Here is a 15,999-nt window from a genome sequence, read left to right as displayed (position 1 = left end):
CGTGACGGACCGGGTCCCGACGCGACGCTTCTGGTTGACATGGCACCCGATACCGCCCTGATTGGATCGATTCCAGTAAGTGGGCTAAGTGCCGGAAGCGCTATTAAATTCGGTGTCAGACTCGGTGTTTGGAGGAGACCCCGAGGCGTGGTGCGGGCTAGAATGGCGGCATCGGCCCGATCACGCCGCGTGGGATGTCGACGGGTGGCGAGGCTTCTTCTCATCGAGGACGACGCAGAGACCGCCGAGGACGTGCTCGGCGACCTGCGCGGGCGGGGACATTCCGTCGAATGGGTCGCGACCGGTCCGGAGGGTGGGTCGGCGGCCCGTCGCGGCGATTGGAATGCGATCATCCTCGACCGGATGCTGCCCGGTCTCGACGGACTCTCCGTGCTCCAGGAGCTCCGGCGCACCGGCGATCGCACGCCTGCGCTCGTCCTCAGTGCGCTCGGCGATGTCGACGAGCGCATCCGCGGTCTGCGCGCGGGCGGCGACGACTACCTCGCCAAGCCCTTCGCGCTGGGCGAACTCGCCGCCCGGATCGAGGCGCTGCTGCGTCGGCCCGTGGAGACCCGCGAGACCGTCCTGCGGGTCGGCGGCCTCGAACTCGACCTCGTGGCGGGGTCCGGCCGGCGCGGGACCCGCGACCTCGATTTGCTGCCGCGCGAGCTTCGGCTGCTCGACTATCTGATGCGGCGCCACGGGCAGGTGGTGACCCGGGCGATGCTGTTCGAGGAGGTCTGGAACTATCGGTTCGTGCCGAAATCCAACCTCATCGACGTCCATGTCGGACGCTTGCGCCGGAAACTCGAGGCCGGCGGCGAGCCGGCGCTGATCCACAACGTGCGGGGCGTCGGCTTCACCCTGTCGGCCGATGATTGACCTGTTCCGCACGACGGCGGTGCGCTGGGCCCTCGGCATCGCCCTTTGGTCGACGGCGATGACGCTTGCGCTGTTCGGGTTCGTCTACTGGCAGACCGCACCCTTCGTGCAGGACGAACTCGCGCACGTCGTGCGTCATGAGGTTCTGTACGCCGCACAGCAGCCCGACGCGGCCGGCACGCGCGTGGAGGCATGGATCCGCGAGGACCTGCACAGCGTCCATTTCGGCGGCGTTTTCGGACCCGACGGCTCGAGGCAGGCCGGCAACATCGACGCGCTGCCGCGCGACCTGCCGCCCGACGGCGAGGTCCGCCGGATCGGGACGCGCGTCGCCATCGCGGGTCAGACGCTGCACGAGGAACTGTGGTCGGCGGCGCTGACGCTGCCCGATGGCCGCGTCGTCGTCGTGGCCCACGATACCGATGAGATCGACCGCGCGCGAAGTACGGTGCTGCGCGCGCTCGGCCTTGCGTTGGTCCCGATGCTGGCCCTTTCCGCGCTCGGCGGCACGGTGCTCGCCGCACGCGGTCGCCGCCGGGTCGTGGCGACGCAGGCCGCGGTCGCGCGCCTGATGCACGGACATCTCAACCAGCGCTTGCCGGTCCACGGCACGAACGACGAGTTCGATCGCCTCGCCCGCGACGTGAACACGCTTCTCGACGAGATCGGCCGTCTGATGGAGGAGGTGCGCGGCGTCGGCGACGCCGTCGCCCACGATCTGCGCACGCCTCTGACGCGGCTGCGGACCCGCCTGGAGACGAGCCGGGAGCGGGCCGAGAGCGTCGAGGAGTTTCGCGAGGCGATCGACCAGGGGCTGGCCTGGATCGACCAGACGCTGGCGATGGTCAACGCGGTGCTCCGCATCGGCGAGATCGAGCACGGACGCCGCCGGGCCGCCTTCGCCCGCCTCGACCTCGCCGGCATCGTGGCCGAGGTGGCCGAGTTCCACGAGCCGGTCGCCGAGGAGAAAGGCGTCTCGCTGCGGTTCCTGCCGCCGGACGCCGTGCCTTCCATCGAGGGCGACCGCGACCTGCTGTTCGAGGCGCTCTCAAACCTGGTCGAAAACGCCGTCAAGTTCACGCCCCCCGGCGGTGAGGTCCGCATCGGCTTGCACGACCGCGACGCGGCCACCCTCATCGCCGTGGAAGATACCGGCCCCGGCGTTCCGGAGCGCGAGCGGGCGCAGGTCTTCGGGCGCTTCCACCGCTCGGAGCCCGCGCGGGGCAGCCCCGGAAACGGTCTCGGTCTCAGCCTGGTTTCGGCGGTGGCCCAGCTGCACGGGCTGGAGGTGGGGATCGGGGAGGCCCCCGGCGGTGGTTGCCGCGTCACGATGGTCTGGCGCCGCGATTGAGGCTCGCCTCCAACATTATGGCAGCGGGATCGGCGCATGCCGGTCGTTTGCGGTAAAAGCCCGGTGACCGGGCCGGCCTCGCACCCGGCGACCGTCTCCGCCGCTGCGGCTGCACCGCGCCGGTCCAAGGCGCCACTGCGGCAGATAGCCTTCATGCAAATGTCTCCGAGGTCGGGCAGGAGGCAGGTGACGAAGCGTTGGATCGCCGACGTAAGAACCCCCTTGGTGTCGAAAACTGCATCGCTGCGCTCCCGACATCCCGCTCGGCTGACCGAGGCGGTGCCCCATATTAATCCTGCAGTTCGCTGACGCGATCGCTGCGGCGCTGCTAGACCGGCTTCCGAGGCCGGAGGATCGGCGCCGTGAACGACGCAGCCACGCGCGAAAAGAGGGCGGCCCGGGTTACCCAAGGCTGCCCGACGCCCTGAAGATTTTGAAATCGCAAAGGATATTCACGTGGACGACATGCAAACCCTCAAAGCCACGAAGAACGACAAACTCGATGCCCAAACCTTCCCGATGGCGGGCAAGTGCCCGTTCGGTGGCGACCGGATCGGCGGCGCGGTCGGCAGCCCGCCGGCCCTGTCGGATTGGTACCCCAACCGCTTGAAGGTCGAGCTGCTCCACCAGAACGGACCGCAGGCCAATCCGCTCGGCGCGGATTTCGACTACAAGGCCGCGTTCGAGCAGATCGACCTCGCGGCGCTGAAGCAGGACATCAAGTCGTTCCTGACCACCTCGGTGGCGTGGTGGCCGTCGGATTACGGCAATTACGGCCCGCAGATGATCCGCATGGCCTGGCACGCGGCGGGCACCTACCGCATCGCCGACGGGCGTGGCGGTGCCGGCGAGGCGCTCCAGCGCTTCGCGCCGATCAACAGCTGGTGGGACAACGGCAACACCGACAAGTCGCGCCGCCTCATCTGGCCGATCAAGCAGAAATACGGCAACGCTCTGTCGTGGGGCGACCTGATGGTTCTCACCGGCAATTGCGCCCTCGAGATCATGGGCTTCCCGACCTACGGCTTCGCCGGCGGCCGCCAGGACGCCTGGGAGGCGGACAACGCCACCTATTGGGGCCCCGAGATCTGGGATCCGACCGACGTCAAGTCGTTCGACAGCATGGTCACCCGCGACAAGCGCTGGCGCGGCCAGAACGGCGATGCGGATTACGATCTCGAAAATCCCCTGGCCGCGTCGCACCAGGCGCTGATCTACGTGAACCCCGAGGGTCCCTACGCCAACGGCGATCCGATGGGGTCGGCGCGCGATATCCGCACCACCTTCACCCGGATGGCGATGAACGACGAGGAGACCGTCGCCCTGATCGCCGGCGGCCACGCCTTCGGCAAGAGCCACGGCATGGTCTCGGCCGATGAGGTCGGTCCGCCGCCCGAGATCGCGCCGATGGAGGCGATGGGGCTCGGCTGGCACAACCCGAAGGGCACCGGCTTTGCCCAGTACACGATGACCAACGGCATCGAGGGCAGCTGGACGCCGAACCCGACCCAGTGGGACAACGCCTATCTCGAGAACCTCTTCAAGTTCGAGTGGGTGCAGACCAAGAGCCCGGCCGGTGCGTCGCAGTGGACTCCGGCGGATCCGGATGCGCCCAAGACCCCCGACGCGCACGTCCCGGGCCAGATGCACGGCCTGATGATGATGACCAGCGACATCGCGCTGAAGGTCGATCCCGAGTACCGGAAGGTCTGCGAGAAGTTCCTCAACGACTTCGATGCGTTCACGCTGGCGTTCTCGAAGGCGTGGTACAAGCTGACCCACCGCGATATGGGCCCGAAGGAGCGCTACCTCGGCGCCGAGGTGACGCTCGAGAACGATCTGCTGTGGCAGGACCCGATCCCGCCGCGTGACTTCGATCTCATCGATGCGGGCGATATCGCCGAGCTGAAGCAGGCCATCAAGGCGACCGGCCAGTCGGTGTCCGACCTCGCCTTCACGGCGTTCTCGGCGGCGGCGACCTTTCGCGACAGCGACAAGCGCGGCGGCGCCAATGGCGGCCGGCTCGCCCTGGCTCCGCAGAAGGATTGGGCGGTCAACCAACGCACGGTGCCGGTGGTCGCGGCGCTTCGGCAGGTCGCCGACGCGTTCAATGCCAAGGCGGGCGGCAAGCGGGTCTCGCTGGCCGATCTCATCGTGCTCGGCGGCTGCGCCGCCGTCGAGACGGCGCTCGCCGATGGCGGCCACTCCATCGCGGTTCCGTTCACGCCCGGCCGCGTCGACACGCGTCAGGACCTGACCGACATCGAGATGTTCGAGTGGCTGAAGCCCGTCGTCGACGGTTTCCGCAACTTCGTGGCGGACGACGCCGCGGCGATCACCCGGGTCTCCCCCGAGGAACTCTTCCTCGACCGGGCGTACCTGTACTCGCTCACGGCCCCCGAGTGGGTCGCCCTCGTCGGCGGCCTCCGTGCCCTCGGCGCCAATCACGATGGCTCGCAGCACGGCATCTTCACCGACCGGGTCGGGGTCCTGTCGAACGACTTCTTCGTCAACCTGACCAGCGTCGATCTCGAATGGCGCAAGTCCGACGAGACGGCCATGACCTTCGCGCTGGTCGATCGCGACAGCGGCGAAGCCCGGTTCACCGCCACCCGCTGCGACCTCGTGTTCGGCTCGAACTCGCAGCTTCGGTCTGTCGCCGAAGTCTATGCGAGCAGCGACGGCGAGGCGCGTTTCGCGAAAGACTTCGTGACGGTGTGGAACAAGATGATGATGCTCGACCGCTACGACGTCAGAGGCCGCTCGCTGTAAGCTTGCGATCGATCGACTTTCCGGTCCCGACCGAGGCGACTGAGGTTGCAAGACTTCAGACGCCCGGGAGGGACCGGAGGGAAATTACCTCGCTCGGGCGTTTGACATAGACTGGTCGAGCGCTCCGTCCGGATTGCCCTGCGCAAGCCGATCTCGGAAGCGGCAAGCACTCTCTCAGACCAGAGCCGCGCCGCCGACGGTTCCTCTTTCAACAGAACTGGCAACGCCCCGCCGGGGCATCGAGGGCAAACCACCGATCAGCCGCTCGGAGGTCGGTCTGTCGAGGCCGCCACAGAGTCATAGCGACAGCGGCACCTCAGGAGTGCCAGTTTCACTATCTAGTTTTGTAATGGAAAATTGAATGGCGGAGAGGGGGGGATAATCCGCCACATTTCTCGAAATCAGGCCGTTCGCCCTCTCGCGAACGTTCCGCACGCCATTTCTGGCTACGTTGACGTGTACAATACCGATCAGAGCACCTTCTTCAAGGCGGGTGGTGCCTCAGCCCGTTTGTTGGCGTGAACATCCGTCCTGGGTGGCTAACTTTCAGGCCAATTATGGGTGGAAAATCGGCGAAGCGGATATCCGATTTCGACCGATGATGACCCTTGTCGGACCTTCAGAACGTCCGCTTCTGGGCAGCCCGATAGAACGGACGCCTATGACCGGAATAGGTGGTTGAACGGTCCCGCTTGCGCGGGATGGGTGGCAGCTTCGAGGTTTGCGGATTGAGACGAGCGCCCTGCGCTGATTGAGCGTCGCCCGGCCTGGGCGGACGATCGTGGCTCCCTTCAGGGCCACCGCCTCGCGTTTGAACTCGGGGGTGACACCGAAGGTGCAGCGAAGCAAACTAGCGTCTCGTCTTGGCCATCAAACACCTTCCCCGCCCGTAACGAGCGTATCAGAGGTGTCCGGGAAATCAGGGTAGGATCAGAGGATATCGCGCTGGTCGGCGTTCAGGCGCGGACGGGCCCCAGGGGCCTTGCCGTCGATCAGCCCGCTCGGGCCATCGGCGTTGAAGGCCACGACCCAGTCGCGCACCGTCTGCAACCCGACCCCGCCGATCTCGGCCGCCTCCGAGCGCGTCCCGCCTGCCGCGACGACCGACAGCGCCAACAGGCGGCGGGTCTGGGCCGGATCGCGCGAACCCTTGGCCAGGGCACGCAACGCCTCGGCATCGAAATCCGAACGCAGCGGCACCGCAGCGGCCATTGCGTCCTCCTCAGGCTCCAAACCCAAGGAAAGAATCACGACCCGGATGCAGATGCTACCCCGCGTGAGTCGCGCTCAACGAGGTCCGGTATTACATAATTATTTGTGTCGAAATCGATCGAATTTTAGGCTTTTGGCTGTCTAATATTGAACGGGTATGCCGTACCCTTTTTCTTTGTAGATCACCAATCGAGAAGGCCGCTTGCGTAATGATCCTCTTGACGCCCCTCAAGGAATTCATTTATGAACGCTTGGAATTGTCAGCGCATCTTGCAAACGAATACTATGCGGCAAAAATCAATTTTTCTTTGATTCAAAGCGATCACCGTCACTTTCGCACGACTTTAAAAAACAAACGGGGAAACTCTAAAGCCCCCAAGCATCCTGTCATCCTACTTAGAAGCGTACATCTACCTTGGATGAAATTTCTGTCCGGAGCTCAGACAGAAGCATTCCTTCGCGGTGAGATTGTCGATGTCTCAACCAACTCTGACATAGCATATCGTCAGTTGGATTACATCGACGACTGGGCTTGGCGATTAAAATTTAGCAGGTTTGGTGTCATTTTGCCGGATCGCGCAGACGATTTTTTTGGACCTCAGGATCAAAAAGTTAGGGCTCTACTCGGATTAACGCAAAAGTTGGTATTAGACAAAAAATTTGATTCCGATTTATATGATGCTTTCGTCATATCTAACAATAAAAACCAGGTGATCGTGGTGCTTGATATCGGTATTTTAAATCTTCTGCCGCCGCTGATCAGGCTCGTCCGCATTAACGCGACGAAAATAATATATTATATCTAATTGCAACTTGATGAATTTTCAAAAGTGGCGGTCTTAATGAAAAAGCTCAGCACTTTTTGGTGTGGGTTGATCGTGACGTTGTTGGCCATATGCAGCTTGAGTGTTTTCTATCCTGCGGCTTTTATCATCCAGCACGGCTTCGATCCGAGCGCGTGGGACGGCAACTTGCTGGCGCCGGAACAATGGTTTGATGATCTGTCCCGTTGGCGGATCCTGCCTTGCCTCGGCGCTTACGTCACCATGATCCAAGGCAAACACCTCGCCTTCGGCGATGGCGGCACCATGGCCATAGCCACGCTCGCCGTGATCGTATTCGGCGGGGCTTTTCTCATCATGGGCACCTCGACACCTGGCCTGCGCGATTGGCGCAGCGTGTTCGGTCGCGCCCGGTTTGCCAACGCGTCCGAACGGGCGGTGATGAACGTCGGGCTCGAACTCGGACTCGATCCGGTTAGCGGCAGGCCGGTGCGGGTCCAGGTCGAGGGCAACCTCGTCTCGATCGCGCCGCCACGGACCGGCAAGACCTCGGGACTGATCATCAACAACCTCGCCATGCCGCCCGACCCCGGCGTCTGGGATGGGCCGGCCGTGGTCATCGATCCCAAGGGCGAGATCTACCGGAGGATCGCCGCACGTAGGCGCAGGCTTGGCCGCGTGGTCCGCTGTATCGATCCGTTCGGCATCGTCGCGGGCCGTGATCGCTGGAACCCACTCGCCACACTCGATCCAGACGACACGCTCTATCTGCAGCATCTCGCTCGTCAGCTCCTGCCCGGCAGCGCGACGGCCAACGAGAGCAGCCAGTTCTTCCGCAACCGTGCCACCACCCTGTTCCTCGGCGCCGCTCTTGCGGCGATCCGTTCGGGGCGGCGCTCGCCGCTAGCCGCGGCGGTATTCCTCAAGGACCTTCCGGCTCTCAAGGCCGCCCTCGGAGATTCCGACGATCTCGTTAGCCGGGCTGTGCGCGCGTTCATCGACAGCGAAGCCAAGAGCAAAGAAGATGTTGTCTCGACTGCCGAGCAAGCCTTCGACTGGCTGCTCGACGCGCGCATGCAGCACCTGACTCAAGATCCGACCTTCGAACTGCGCGATCTCCTGTCCGGAGACACCGACCTGTTCATCGTCGTGCCGTCCGAGGCCACCGAGATCATCTCGGGTTTTCTGCGTTGGCTGCTCGCCGACCTCTTCGCGGTCGCGCGCCGTCATCCCGATCCGAACCGCCGTCGCATCCTATGCATCGTCGACGAGGCTGCCCAGCTCGGCCGCTTCGACGCCATCGTCAAGGCGGTCGGCGAACTGCCCGGGCATGGTGTAAGCCTTTGGACGTTCTGGCAGAGCCGGCAGCAGATGCTCGACGTCTACGGCGAGGCCGGAGCCGGGACCTTGATGGACACCGCCGAGATCGTCACCGTGTCGGATCTGCCGGCGATCTCGGTCGAGGAGCGCGAGCGCTTCTCGCGCATGCTCGGCCGCTATACGGCCCGGCTTCCGTCCACCAGCCAGACGAAGGGTGAGGAGGGGCCCAGCTCCACCTCGCAGTCACTTCAAGAGGCATCGTTAGAGGATGAGACCGGCGAGGACATCCTCGCCGCCGACCGTCTGGTGGTGTTCGCCAACAGCCGGCGCTACACGCGCCATCCGATCCGCCTGCGCAAGACCGTGCCGCATAAAGACACTCGCTTTGACGGCCTGCTGAGCGGCGTCGCACCCGTCGGGCGGTCCTGACCGACGAAGAGCGTGTGGCCCGGCAATTTACGTGGCCATCACTCGCCTTTGACGAGACAAACCTTCTCGACCGTCGTGATGCCGTAGCCAGCCAGGGGTTGCCAATATGCGATCGTCGCAACCTCGGTGCTCTCGCTTCGTACAATGACCCGCGTGCCTTTGGAGATCGAGGGATATCTTGGCGTGCCGTCCGACCAGGTAAACACCGGATCGCGGCAAAGCCCGCTCATCTGTGCTCCGCGCCCGGTATGCGCCCAGGCGAAGGCGAGTGCTGTGACGATTGACCCGCCGACGAAGACGCAGATTAGCAGGTTGACCGGGTTGTAGCGCTGGCTGGCCAACGCGACCCGGAGGCGGTTGGCCAGAGGGCGGCGCTTCGACGTCTTCGAGGTGCTGGATTCCGGAGCCAGCGAGACTCCGACGTGCTCACGCAGTTTGCGCCGGTCTGCGCGCGTCAGGATCGGATCGTCGAGGGCGGCCAGTCGCGCGGCCGGCGTCGGCGCGGCAAGGGCACGGGCGAGCCGCTCGGCGCGCACCTCCCGGACGCGTGCGCCCGATCGGCGGGCCGCTGCCATGGCGCCGACTAGGGCTTCTTCGAGCTGTTCAAGCCTTGTCGGCATCGATCAACCACCGGGCTGCGGGTTCCACGGCCTTCATCGCGGCGAGCCGGAAGGCGTCCAGCGAGGCCCGCGTACGGATCGCCATGGCCACGTCCGGTTCGGCCCCGTCCTTGGCGAGGTGCTTGGCCAGCGCGTCCTCGTCTAGCTGCGGGATCAGCGCCAGGCCAAGCGGGGCGATCAGCGGTAGCGCCTTCGTCGGGAAGCTGTACTTTGCCAGGGTGGTCACTGCCGTGGCTCCTTTGGTCAGTTCCTTGACCTGAGCCGCGTCGGGCTCGCCATGGAGGTGGTTGACCATCAGGAAGCGCGCCGCCGCCCAGCCCTTCGTCACCGCGGTGATCGCGCGGCCGGTCGCGTAGGCGTCGTCCTTGTGCGCTACCACAACGAGAACCCCGAGCGTCTTCTTCCGCCGGTCGAAGGCCGCGGCCATCTGCGCCAGCGCCTCCAGGAAGGCGACGCCGCCGTTGGCGCCGATGTCGACGATCGCCGGCACCGGCTCGGTCAGCAGTCTGTTCAGCACCGGATCGTACTCGGCAATGGCCGCCTCTCCGCCGGTCTCGTCCAGGCGCTTGCGTTCGGTCCGGATGGCGAAGTGGCGAACCCGGTCGCCGAGCTCGACGAGGTGCCGGCTCGATTCCACTTCGTAGACCGGTGCGTCCGGCACGCATTCGGCCAAGGCTCGAGTCACGGTCGACTTGCCGATCGCACTGGTGTCCTGCGCGACGAGGAGGATGCGGCTCATGGGGGATCCTTCTTCAACAGCTTTTGCACCGTGGCCAGCGCCGAGCGGCGGATGTCCTCGGCGGAGGGGAAGTCCAATTCCGTGTCGAGGGTCTCGCGCTGGGTTAGCTCGGGCGCGAGGGAGAGCGTCTTTCGCTCCCGAATAGACCGGGTGGAGGGCGTCGAGATTGAGAGGGGCGACGGCGCTGCCGGCTCGCACGTCTCGACGTGGGCGACTAGGCCGAGGTCGCTCCGGCGCATCCGCGCCCGGCCGGCTTGGGCGTGCCGTTCACGCTCGCGCCGGACACTGGCCATCAGGGCGGTCAGCCGCCGGGCGGTGATGGGTTGCGCGGCATCGCCGGTCCCCTGCATCACTTCCTGGGCGGCGAGCGCGGCGGCGATGTCGACCCAACTGGCGCCATCGCGGTGCATCGCCTCGAAGGCTTCGAGATGCTCGCGCACGATCGCCATGCTGCCGGTGACGAGACGTCCGCCCGGACCCTGACCTTGCGGCCGAGCGTCTTGGCGACGCTTGACGTCACGGCGCAGGCGGGGAAGGTCGAGGGGCGGCATGTCCGGAGATGTAGCACTCCGGCGATGAAGCCAAGCTTAGGATCATGCGCAGGATTGGAGGCGCGACGACAAGGGTCTGGTAAGCACCATCAGCGGCCACGAGAGGCCACACGATGCCTACACAAAATACCACGAGAAGGCTACAAATTTAGTGGTATCACACCACACGCACTAAAGCTGCCGGACGTTAACCACGGGGCTGCAGAGTGCCGTTTCGCGGCTTGCCGCCCATGTCTGATGGAGCGCACGGTACCAGGACTGCCCCGCTGACACCGACTTGGAATTGCCTCCGATGCCTGCCGTCCAGACGCTCACCCTGACCCTCGATCCCGATCTCGCCATCCGCTTTGCCGAGGCCGTCGAGCGTACCGGTCTCTCGTCGGCTGACCTGGTATCGCGGGCTCTGCGCAACGACCTCGACGGCATCGTTGCCTACGGCCGGATGTACGACGAGATCAACCTCGTCAAGGATCGTCTCGCGACCCTTGCCAGCCTCATCGGCGAAGTGCTGGCAGAGCCGGCACAATCCGAGATGGCCGCCATCTGCCGCTACAAGGCGCCAATTTCATCGTCTACGCCATGACGGCGAGCCTCCACACCCTCGGTGCGGGTTCATCGGCCGGCAATTATTACACCAACGATCCCTACCGTGAGACCCAAAACCGCGACGAGTACTACGCCCAGGATGGCGGAGGTCGGTGGTGGACGAGCGCCGGTAGCGTGGTCCGCGACGAAGCGGCGATCGATCTCAAAAGCTTCCAGGATCTGTGTGCCGGTCGCGATCCGCGCACCGGCCAATCGCTGGTGCGTGGGGCCGGCGAGGGACACAGGGCCGGATGGGACGTGACGCTCACCGCCTGCAAGACATTTTCGATTCTCTGGGCCGATGGTGGCAGCAATCAGCGATCCCAGCTTGAATCGATCCATGCCGCGGCGGTAACCGAGGCGCTGGAATTCCTGCGGGATGAAGGTCTCGTCGAGGTCAGACTCGGCGCGGGCGGATACCTGCGCGAGCAGCCGACCGATCTGATGGTTGGCCGGTTCGATCATTATACGACCAGGGCCGGGGACCCCAATTGCCACACGCATTGCGTGTTATTGAACGTCGCGAAATTGCCAGACGGGAAATACCGCACCTTGGAGCCTTCGAAGCTGTTCGACTGGCAGAAGGTCGTCGGCTCCGCCTATCGCGCTGCCCTGGCGGAAGGGTTGTCGCGTGAGTTCGGGCTCTCCCTGCGCGCTGCCGGACAAGGGCAATTCGAGATTCGCGGCATTCCCGATGCTGTCATCGAAGCGTTTTCCAAACGCTCGGTCGAGATCGAGGCGGCGATTGGTGGCGACCGCAAATCGGCCTCCGGGTCGCAGAAGGAGGTCGCCGCGCTCTCGACGCGCGACGCGAAGGCAGACCTGCCGACAGGGGCCGAACTGGAGCGGCGCTGGCGCGACGAGCTCTCCGCCTTCGACATCGACCCCTGGACAGCGGTTCGCGAGGCGAGCCGGGCTCGGTCACTAGAACAGGATCAAGAGCGAGAGCACGAACAAGATCTCACGCCCGAGCCTGACTTCGATCCGCCAGAGATCACCGGCGAGACGCCGGTGGCGCGGGCCGCGTCCGCCTTGTTCCGGCATCAAAACGTCATCGACCGCAAGAGTTTGGTCGAGCAGGCGCTCAACGAGGCGGCACTCCAGGGTATTGGCATCGCCGCCGTCAAAGCCGAGATAGCTGCCTTGGAAGAACGGGGCCAGCTCCTGCGTCTGAACCAGTCCGACCCGGAGGCCTGCTGGACCACGCCCGGTATTGCCATGGCTGAAGCCGCCTTGCTTCGCGCCGCCGACCGGGCGGATGTCGGATCGCGCTTTCGGTCTGAGGCCGTGACGACTGCGATCGACGCGGCCCCTCAGCTATCGGCCGAGCAGCGTCAGGCGGTGATCCACGTCACGGCGCCGGAGGCCGGTGGCGTCAGTGTTTTGGAGGCCGGGGCTGGAACGGGCAAGACCGTAACGGCCAACGTGATCGTCGCGGCGGCAAAGGCATCGGGCCTCAAGGTGGTCGGTTTGGCCCCGAGTTGGACGGCGGCCGATGAGCTTGCGGCCACCACCGGCATCGAGACTTTCGCTATCGCCAAGTGGCGGCACGATCTCGAACACGGCAGGATTCCCCCTCTCGATGCCGATACCGTCATCCTGTGCGACGAGTCGGGCATGGTCGGCACCAAGGATCTCGCCTTCGTGCTCTCGGCCGCGGCGGCGGCCCCGAACGGGGGAGCTCGCGCGATCCTGCTCGGCGACCGGCGCCAGCTCGCGGCGGTTCCAGGTGGCAGTGCGCTGCGCGCGGTCGTCGACGTTCTTGGGCGTCATGCGACGCTCAGCGAAGTGCGGCGCCAACAAGTGCAGTGGCAGCGCGCTGCCTCGATCCTGATGGCGCGTGGTGAGGTCGAGGCCGGGCTACGCGCTTATGCCAGGCATGAGCGGATCGAACTCGTCAGCGGGTCCAGCCCGGCACAAGAAAGAGCCATCGCGCTTTGGACGCAGGCGCGTGCCAGCTACTGCAACGATGAGGTGCTGATCGTCACCCGCCGTAACCGCGACGCCGCCGTCCTGAACACTGCCGCGCGCGCTGTGTTGCGCGCGGAAGCGCAAATCACCGGCGTCGACGTCGCGGTGCGGGCTCGTGACCGCGAGAACAAGCCAATCACGCTTGACTTGGCCGTTGGCGACAAGATCCGGTTCGGCGAAGGAATCCGCCAGCACGGCATTCGCAACGGAACACGCGCAATCGTCGAGGCGATCGGACCTGATGCGCACGGCACGCTGCAGCTGACCGTTCGTCTGGACGATGGCCGCCGGGTCGAGGATGCCTATACGGCCTTCGTGCGCGATCGGATTCCCGGACGGCGCATTGCGCCCACTCTGCCCCGGATCAGCCTCGCTTACGCTGGCACCGCATACTCCGTACAGGGAAAAACGGCTTCCTCATGTGTCTACTACGGCGCCACAGCGAGCGATGCGCGCGAGCTCTACGTCGGCCTGACGCGCCACCGGCACGACGCCAGGCTCGTCGTCGAGCGAGACCGGTTGGAGGCGGCCGTACGCAGCCGAGCGTCCGACGCCCGCATGGCGCCGAGCACAGCCGAGCTGCAAGAGCGGTTGTTCGTCGAGGCGCGCCGCTACAACGAGAAGGTCAACGTCGTCGATCATGTCGAGGATCGCGCCGCGTTCGTCAGAACAGGAATGATTCCCGCAGCGTCGAAGGATATTCGACTCGATCTCCGGCGCGGCTTCGACGCTGGCCGGGCTTTCCGAGCCGTGATGCAAGAGATCAGCGCAGCGCCCGGTATGATGTTGCGGCAACTCGGCCGACTGGGGCAGCAAACCCGACGGCTTCTGCCACAACATATCGCGCGCGTCATAGATGCCTTGCGCAAGCCGTCAGTCGAACACGGTCTCGATCACCGCCGCTCCCAGGGGCGATCCGGTCCGGCGATCGAACGATAGGCCGTAAACATTATGCCGCAGCCGAGCCAATCGAAATTGGCGGGCTTCGTCAGTGGCCTGCCACCTGCGCACCGGTACCTCGAAGTCTGGCAAGGTGCACACCTACTACAGCTGCTAGTGGTGCGAGTCTAACACTTAGTGCCCGCGCTTTGCGGCCTGGATGATGCGATCCGGGTCGGCGGTCCAGACGAAGGGCTTCGGATTGCCGTTGCTCTCGGCGATGAAGCGTTTGATGGCCGCCTGTACCTCGATCAGCGATCCGAACACGCCGCGTCGGAGCCGGCGTTTTGCGAGCTTGGCGAAGAAGCCCTCGACGGCATTGAGCCACGAGGCTGAGGTCGGGGTGAAGTGGAAGGTCCAGCGCGGGTGGCGGTCGAGCCAGGCACGGACCTTCGGGTGCTTGTGGACGGCATAGTTGTCCAGGATCGCGTGGACGATCTTGCCCGCCGGAACCGCCGCCTCGACCGCATTGAGGAAGCGGATGAACTCCTGATGCCGATGGCGCTGCATGCAGCGGCCGATCACCTTGCCCTCCAGCACGTCCAGGGCGGCAAACAGGGTCGTCGTGCCGTGGCGCTTGTAATCGTGGGTGCGCGTCGTCGGCTGGCCCGGCTTCATCGGCAACGGGACCTGCGTGCGGGCGAGCGCCTGGATCTGGCTCTTCTCATCGACCGAGAGCACGACGGCATGGGCGGGCGGATCAACGTAGAGCCCGACGACGTCACGCAACTTGGCAGCGAAGGCCGGGTCGGTGGAGAGCTTGAACTGCCGGACCCGATGGGGCTGCAAACCGTGCCCGCGCCAGATCCGCTGCACCGACGAAACGCTGATGGCCGCGACCTTACTCATGGCGGCGGCCGTCCAATGCGTGGTCTCGCCGGGCGGATCTCGTTGCGTCAGAGCAACCACGCGCGCCGCCACCTCCGGCCCCAGCGGCGAGATGCGCGCCGGTCGCGTCTTATCCCGAAGGAGCCCTTCGACGCCCTCCTGCGCGAAGCGGTCCTGCCAGCGCCAGACCACCGTCTTGGACACGCTAGCCTCACGCATGATCGCGTGCGTCCCGAGCCCTTCGGCGCTCGCAGCACGATGCGGGCGCGCCAGACGTGCTTCTGCGGCGTGTTTCGATCCGCGACCAAGACCTCCAGGCGAAGGCGATCCGACGTGGAGAGCGTGAAAGAGATGCCACTGCGCATCCCGACAGACTCGCAGGACGCACCTCAAACCGAAACCCCAGACGGACTCAACCGTCAGGGCTCATCCACTAGACCCAAGGCAGGCAGGGGAAATCCGCCTGCAAAGGCCGGTCGATCCCGATGGGCAAGCTCGACACGCTGGTCACCGACCACCTCGTGGCCGAGCTGCTGCAGCCCGAGCGGACACCTCGAAGAACCGCGTGTTTGGGTGGTTCGGCCGGCGATTTGACGATGTCGACAGCTTTGGCGTGATCGGTCTGACGGTAGGAAAGTGAGGTCGGGAGTGGTGAGCGGGTCCGAGGGGCCTTCCCGAGCCTCTCTCAGGCCGCCACCGGCCGGGCTTCGATCCAGAGTGTAGCGCGACAATCAGGATGGTGACGCGACGATCAGGGAGCCGTTTTGGTTGTCGCGCGGATGGGCGGACGTCCGGGTCCGCGTTTGCGCTCGAGGGCGACGCGGCGGCGGTAGCTCTCGACGTTCATCTCGAAGATCGTGGCGTGGTGGACGAGGCGGCCAGCGTCATGGCCGGGTCGGGGAAGATCTTGCCCCATTCGCAGCTACGGCACCGGCGTGTTCGTGTCCGAGCCGCTGCATTACCGTGCGCATCCGGCGAAGGCCGCCTTGTTTGGAGGTCTGTCGGCGTCCAGCTTTTC

11 protein-coding genes and 3 pseudogenes are annotated in these 15,999 nt (G+C 65.1%); 8 read left to right on the top strand and 6 right to left on the bottom strand.

The annotated features are described in order from the left end of the window. Positions 1 to 204: 204 nt before the first annotated feature. The 3 genes from G3T14_RS11295 (at position 205) to katG (ending at position 5,005) form a co-directional block, all read left to right on the top strand. Positions 205 to 882, top strand: coding sequence for a response regulator transcription factor (locus G3T14_RS11295; RefSeq protein ID WP_163642650.1), 678 nt, complete (start codon positions 205 to 207; stop codon positions 880 to 882). Further along, positions 875 to 2,233, top strand: a complete 1,359-nt coding sequence (locus tag G3T14_RS11290; protein ID WP_163642649.1) for an ATP-binding protein — start codon at positions 875 to 877, stop codon at positions 2,231 to 2,233. Before G3T14_RS11295 ends, G3T14_RS11290 begins: the two co-directional genes overlap by 8 nt. Positions 2,234 to 2,698: 465 nt before the next feature. Further along, positions 2,699 to 5,005, top strand: coding sequence for a catalase/peroxidase HPI (katG, locus tag G3T14_RS11285; RefSeq protein WP_163642710.1), 2,307 nt, complete (start codon positions 2,699 to 2,701; stop codon positions 5,003 to 5,005). Between the two features lie 939 nt (positions 5,006 to 5,944). Here the strand turns inward: katG and G3T14_RS11280 are convergent. Then, a pseudogene (locus tag G3T14_RS11280) lies at positions 5,945 to 6,256 on the bottom strand (helix-turn-helix domain-containing protein); the annotation flags it as partial. 170 nt (positions 6,257 to 6,426) lie between these two features. On the opposite strand from G3T14_RS11280, the gene G3T14_RS11275 reads away from it, so the two are divergent. Together G3T14_RS11275 and G3T14_RS11270 are read left to right on the top strand one after the other, a co-directional pair. Continuing rightward, the gene (locus tag G3T14_RS11275; RefSeq protein ID WP_163642648.1) at positions 6,427 to 7,023 is read left to right on the top strand and encodes a hypothetical protein; all 597 of its coding nucleotides are present in this window, start codon (positions 6,427 to 6,429) and stop codon (positions 7,021 to 7,023) included. Between the two features lie 240 nt (positions 7,024 to 7,263). After that, on the top strand, positions 7,264 to 8,748 hold the full coding sequence (locus G3T14_RS11270) for a type IV secretory system conjugative DNA transfer family protein (RefSeq protein WP_163642647.1): 1,485 nt from the start codon (positions 7,264 to 7,266) through the stop codon (positions 8,746 to 8,748). 38 nt (positions 8,749 to 8,786) lie between these two features. Here the strand turns inward: G3T14_RS11270 and G3T14_RS11265 are convergent, their stop codons facing one another. The 3 genes from G3T14_RS11265 to G3T14_RS11255 are packed head-to-tail and all read right to left on the bottom strand — an operon-like array spanning position 8,787 to position 10,658. Then, positions 8,787 to 9,323 (bottom strand): hypothetical protein, encoded by a 537-nt coding sequence (locus tag G3T14_RS11265; RefSeq protein ID WP_163642646.1) that lies wholly within the window; start codon positions 9,321 to 9,323, stop codon positions 8,787 to 8,789. A gap of 28 nt (positions 9,324 to 9,351) precedes the next feature. Next, a complete protein-coding gene (locus G3T14_RS11260; protein WP_163642645.1) occupies positions 9,352 to 10,107 on the bottom strand; it encodes a hypothetical protein in 756 nt (251 codons plus the stop codon). Beyond that, on the bottom strand, positions 10,104 to 10,658 hold the full coding sequence (locus G3T14_RS11255) for a hypothetical protein (protein WP_163642644.1): 555 nt from the start codon (positions 10,656 to 10,658) through the stop codon (positions 10,104 to 10,106). The genes G3T14_RS11260 and G3T14_RS11255 overlap by 4 nt, the downstream gene beginning before the upstream one ends. Before the next feature lie 292 nt (positions 10,659 to 10,950). On the opposite strand from G3T14_RS11255, the gene G3T14_RS11250 reads away from it, so the two are divergent. Both G3T14_RS11250 and mobF read left to right on the top strand, forming a co-directional pair. Next, complete coding sequence (locus tag G3T14_RS11250) at positions 10,951 to 11,241, top strand: CopG family transcriptional regulator (RefSeq protein WP_163642643.1); 291 nt, start codon at positions 10,951 to 10,953, stop codon at positions 11,239 to 11,241. Then, on the top strand, positions 11,238 to 14,153 hold the full coding sequence (mobF, locus tag G3T14_RS11245) for a MobF family relaxase (RefSeq protein WP_163642642.1): 2,916 nt from the start codon (positions 11,238 to 11,240) through the stop codon (positions 14,151 to 14,153). Before G3T14_RS11250 ends, mobF begins: the two co-directional genes overlap by 4 nt. Positions 14,154 to 14,288: 135 nt before the next feature. Here mobF and G3T14_RS11240 read toward each other — a convergent pair. Then, positions 14,289 to 15,346, bottom strand: a pseudogene (locus G3T14_RS11240) (IS630 family transposase). Between the two features lie 120 nt (positions 15,347 to 15,466). On the opposite strand from G3T14_RS11240, the gene G3T14_RS25395 reads away from it, so the two are divergent. Continuing rightward, on the top strand, positions 15,467 to 15,598 hold the full coding sequence (locus tag G3T14_RS25395; RefSeq protein WP_281409807.1) for a hypothetical protein: 132 nt from the start codon (positions 15,467 to 15,469) through the stop codon (positions 15,596 to 15,598). 134 nt (positions 15,599 to 15,732) lie between these two features. On the opposite strand, the pseudogene G3T14_RS25010 reads toward G3T14_RS25395, so the two are convergent. Then, positions 15,733 to 15,899, bottom strand: a pseudogene (locus tag G3T14_RS25010) (ATP-binding protein); the annotation flags it as partial. Between the last annotated feature and the right edge of the window lie 100 nt (positions 15,900 to 15,999).

Source organism: Methylobacterium sp. BTF04, assembly GCF_010692745.1.
Taxonomy (GTDB): domain Bacteria; phylum Pseudomonadota; class Alphaproteobacteria; order Rhizobiales; family Beijerinckiaceae; genus Methylobacterium.
This window is presented reverse-complemented; position numbering and strand designations above follow the sequence as displayed.

What these genes read in the sequence shown, in the direction of transcription:
- mobF (WP_163642642.1), top strand. Translation starts at nt 11,238, where the DNA reads ATGACGGCGAGCCTCCACACCCTCGGTGCGGGTTCATCGGCCGGCAAT.
- G3T14_RS25395 (WP_281409807.1), top strand. Translation starts at nt 15,467, where the DNA reads ATGGGCAAGCTCGACACGCTGGTCACCGACCACCTCGTGGCCGAGCTG.
- G3T14_RS11265 (WP_163642646.1), bottom strand. Translation starts at nt 9,323, where the DNA reads ATGGCAGCGGCCCGCCGATCGGGCGCACGCGTCCGGGAGGTGCGCGCC.
- G3T14_RS11260 (WP_163642645.1), bottom strand. Translation starts at nt 10,107, where the DNA reads ATGAGCCGCATCCTCCTCGTCGCGCAGGACACCAGTGCGATCGGCAAG.
- G3T14_RS11270 (WP_163642647.1), top strand. Translation starts at nt 7,264, where the DNA reads ATGATCCAAGGCAAACACCTCGCCTTCGGCGATGGCGGCACCATGGCC.
- G3T14_RS11255 (WP_163642644.1), bottom strand. Translation starts at nt 10,658, where the DNA reads ATGCCGCCCCTCGACCTTCCCCGCCTGCGCCGTGACGTCAAGCGTCGC.
- G3T14_RS11290 (WP_163642649.1), top strand. Translation starts at nt 875, where the DNA reads ATGATTGACCTGTTCCGCACGACGGCGGTGCGCTGGGCCCTCGGCATC.
- katG (WP_163642710.1), top strand. Translation starts at nt 2,699, where the DNA reads ATGCAAACCCTCAAAGCCACGAAGAACGACAAACTCGATGCCCAAACC.
- G3T14_RS11275 (WP_163642648.1), top strand. Translation starts at nt 6,427, where the DNA reads ATGATCCTCTTGACGCCCCTCAAGGAATTCATTTATGAACGCTTGGAA.
- G3T14_RS11250 (WP_163642643.1), top strand. Translation starts at nt 10,951, where the DNA reads ATGCCTGCCGTCCAGACGCTCACCCTGACCCTCGATCCCGATCTCGCC.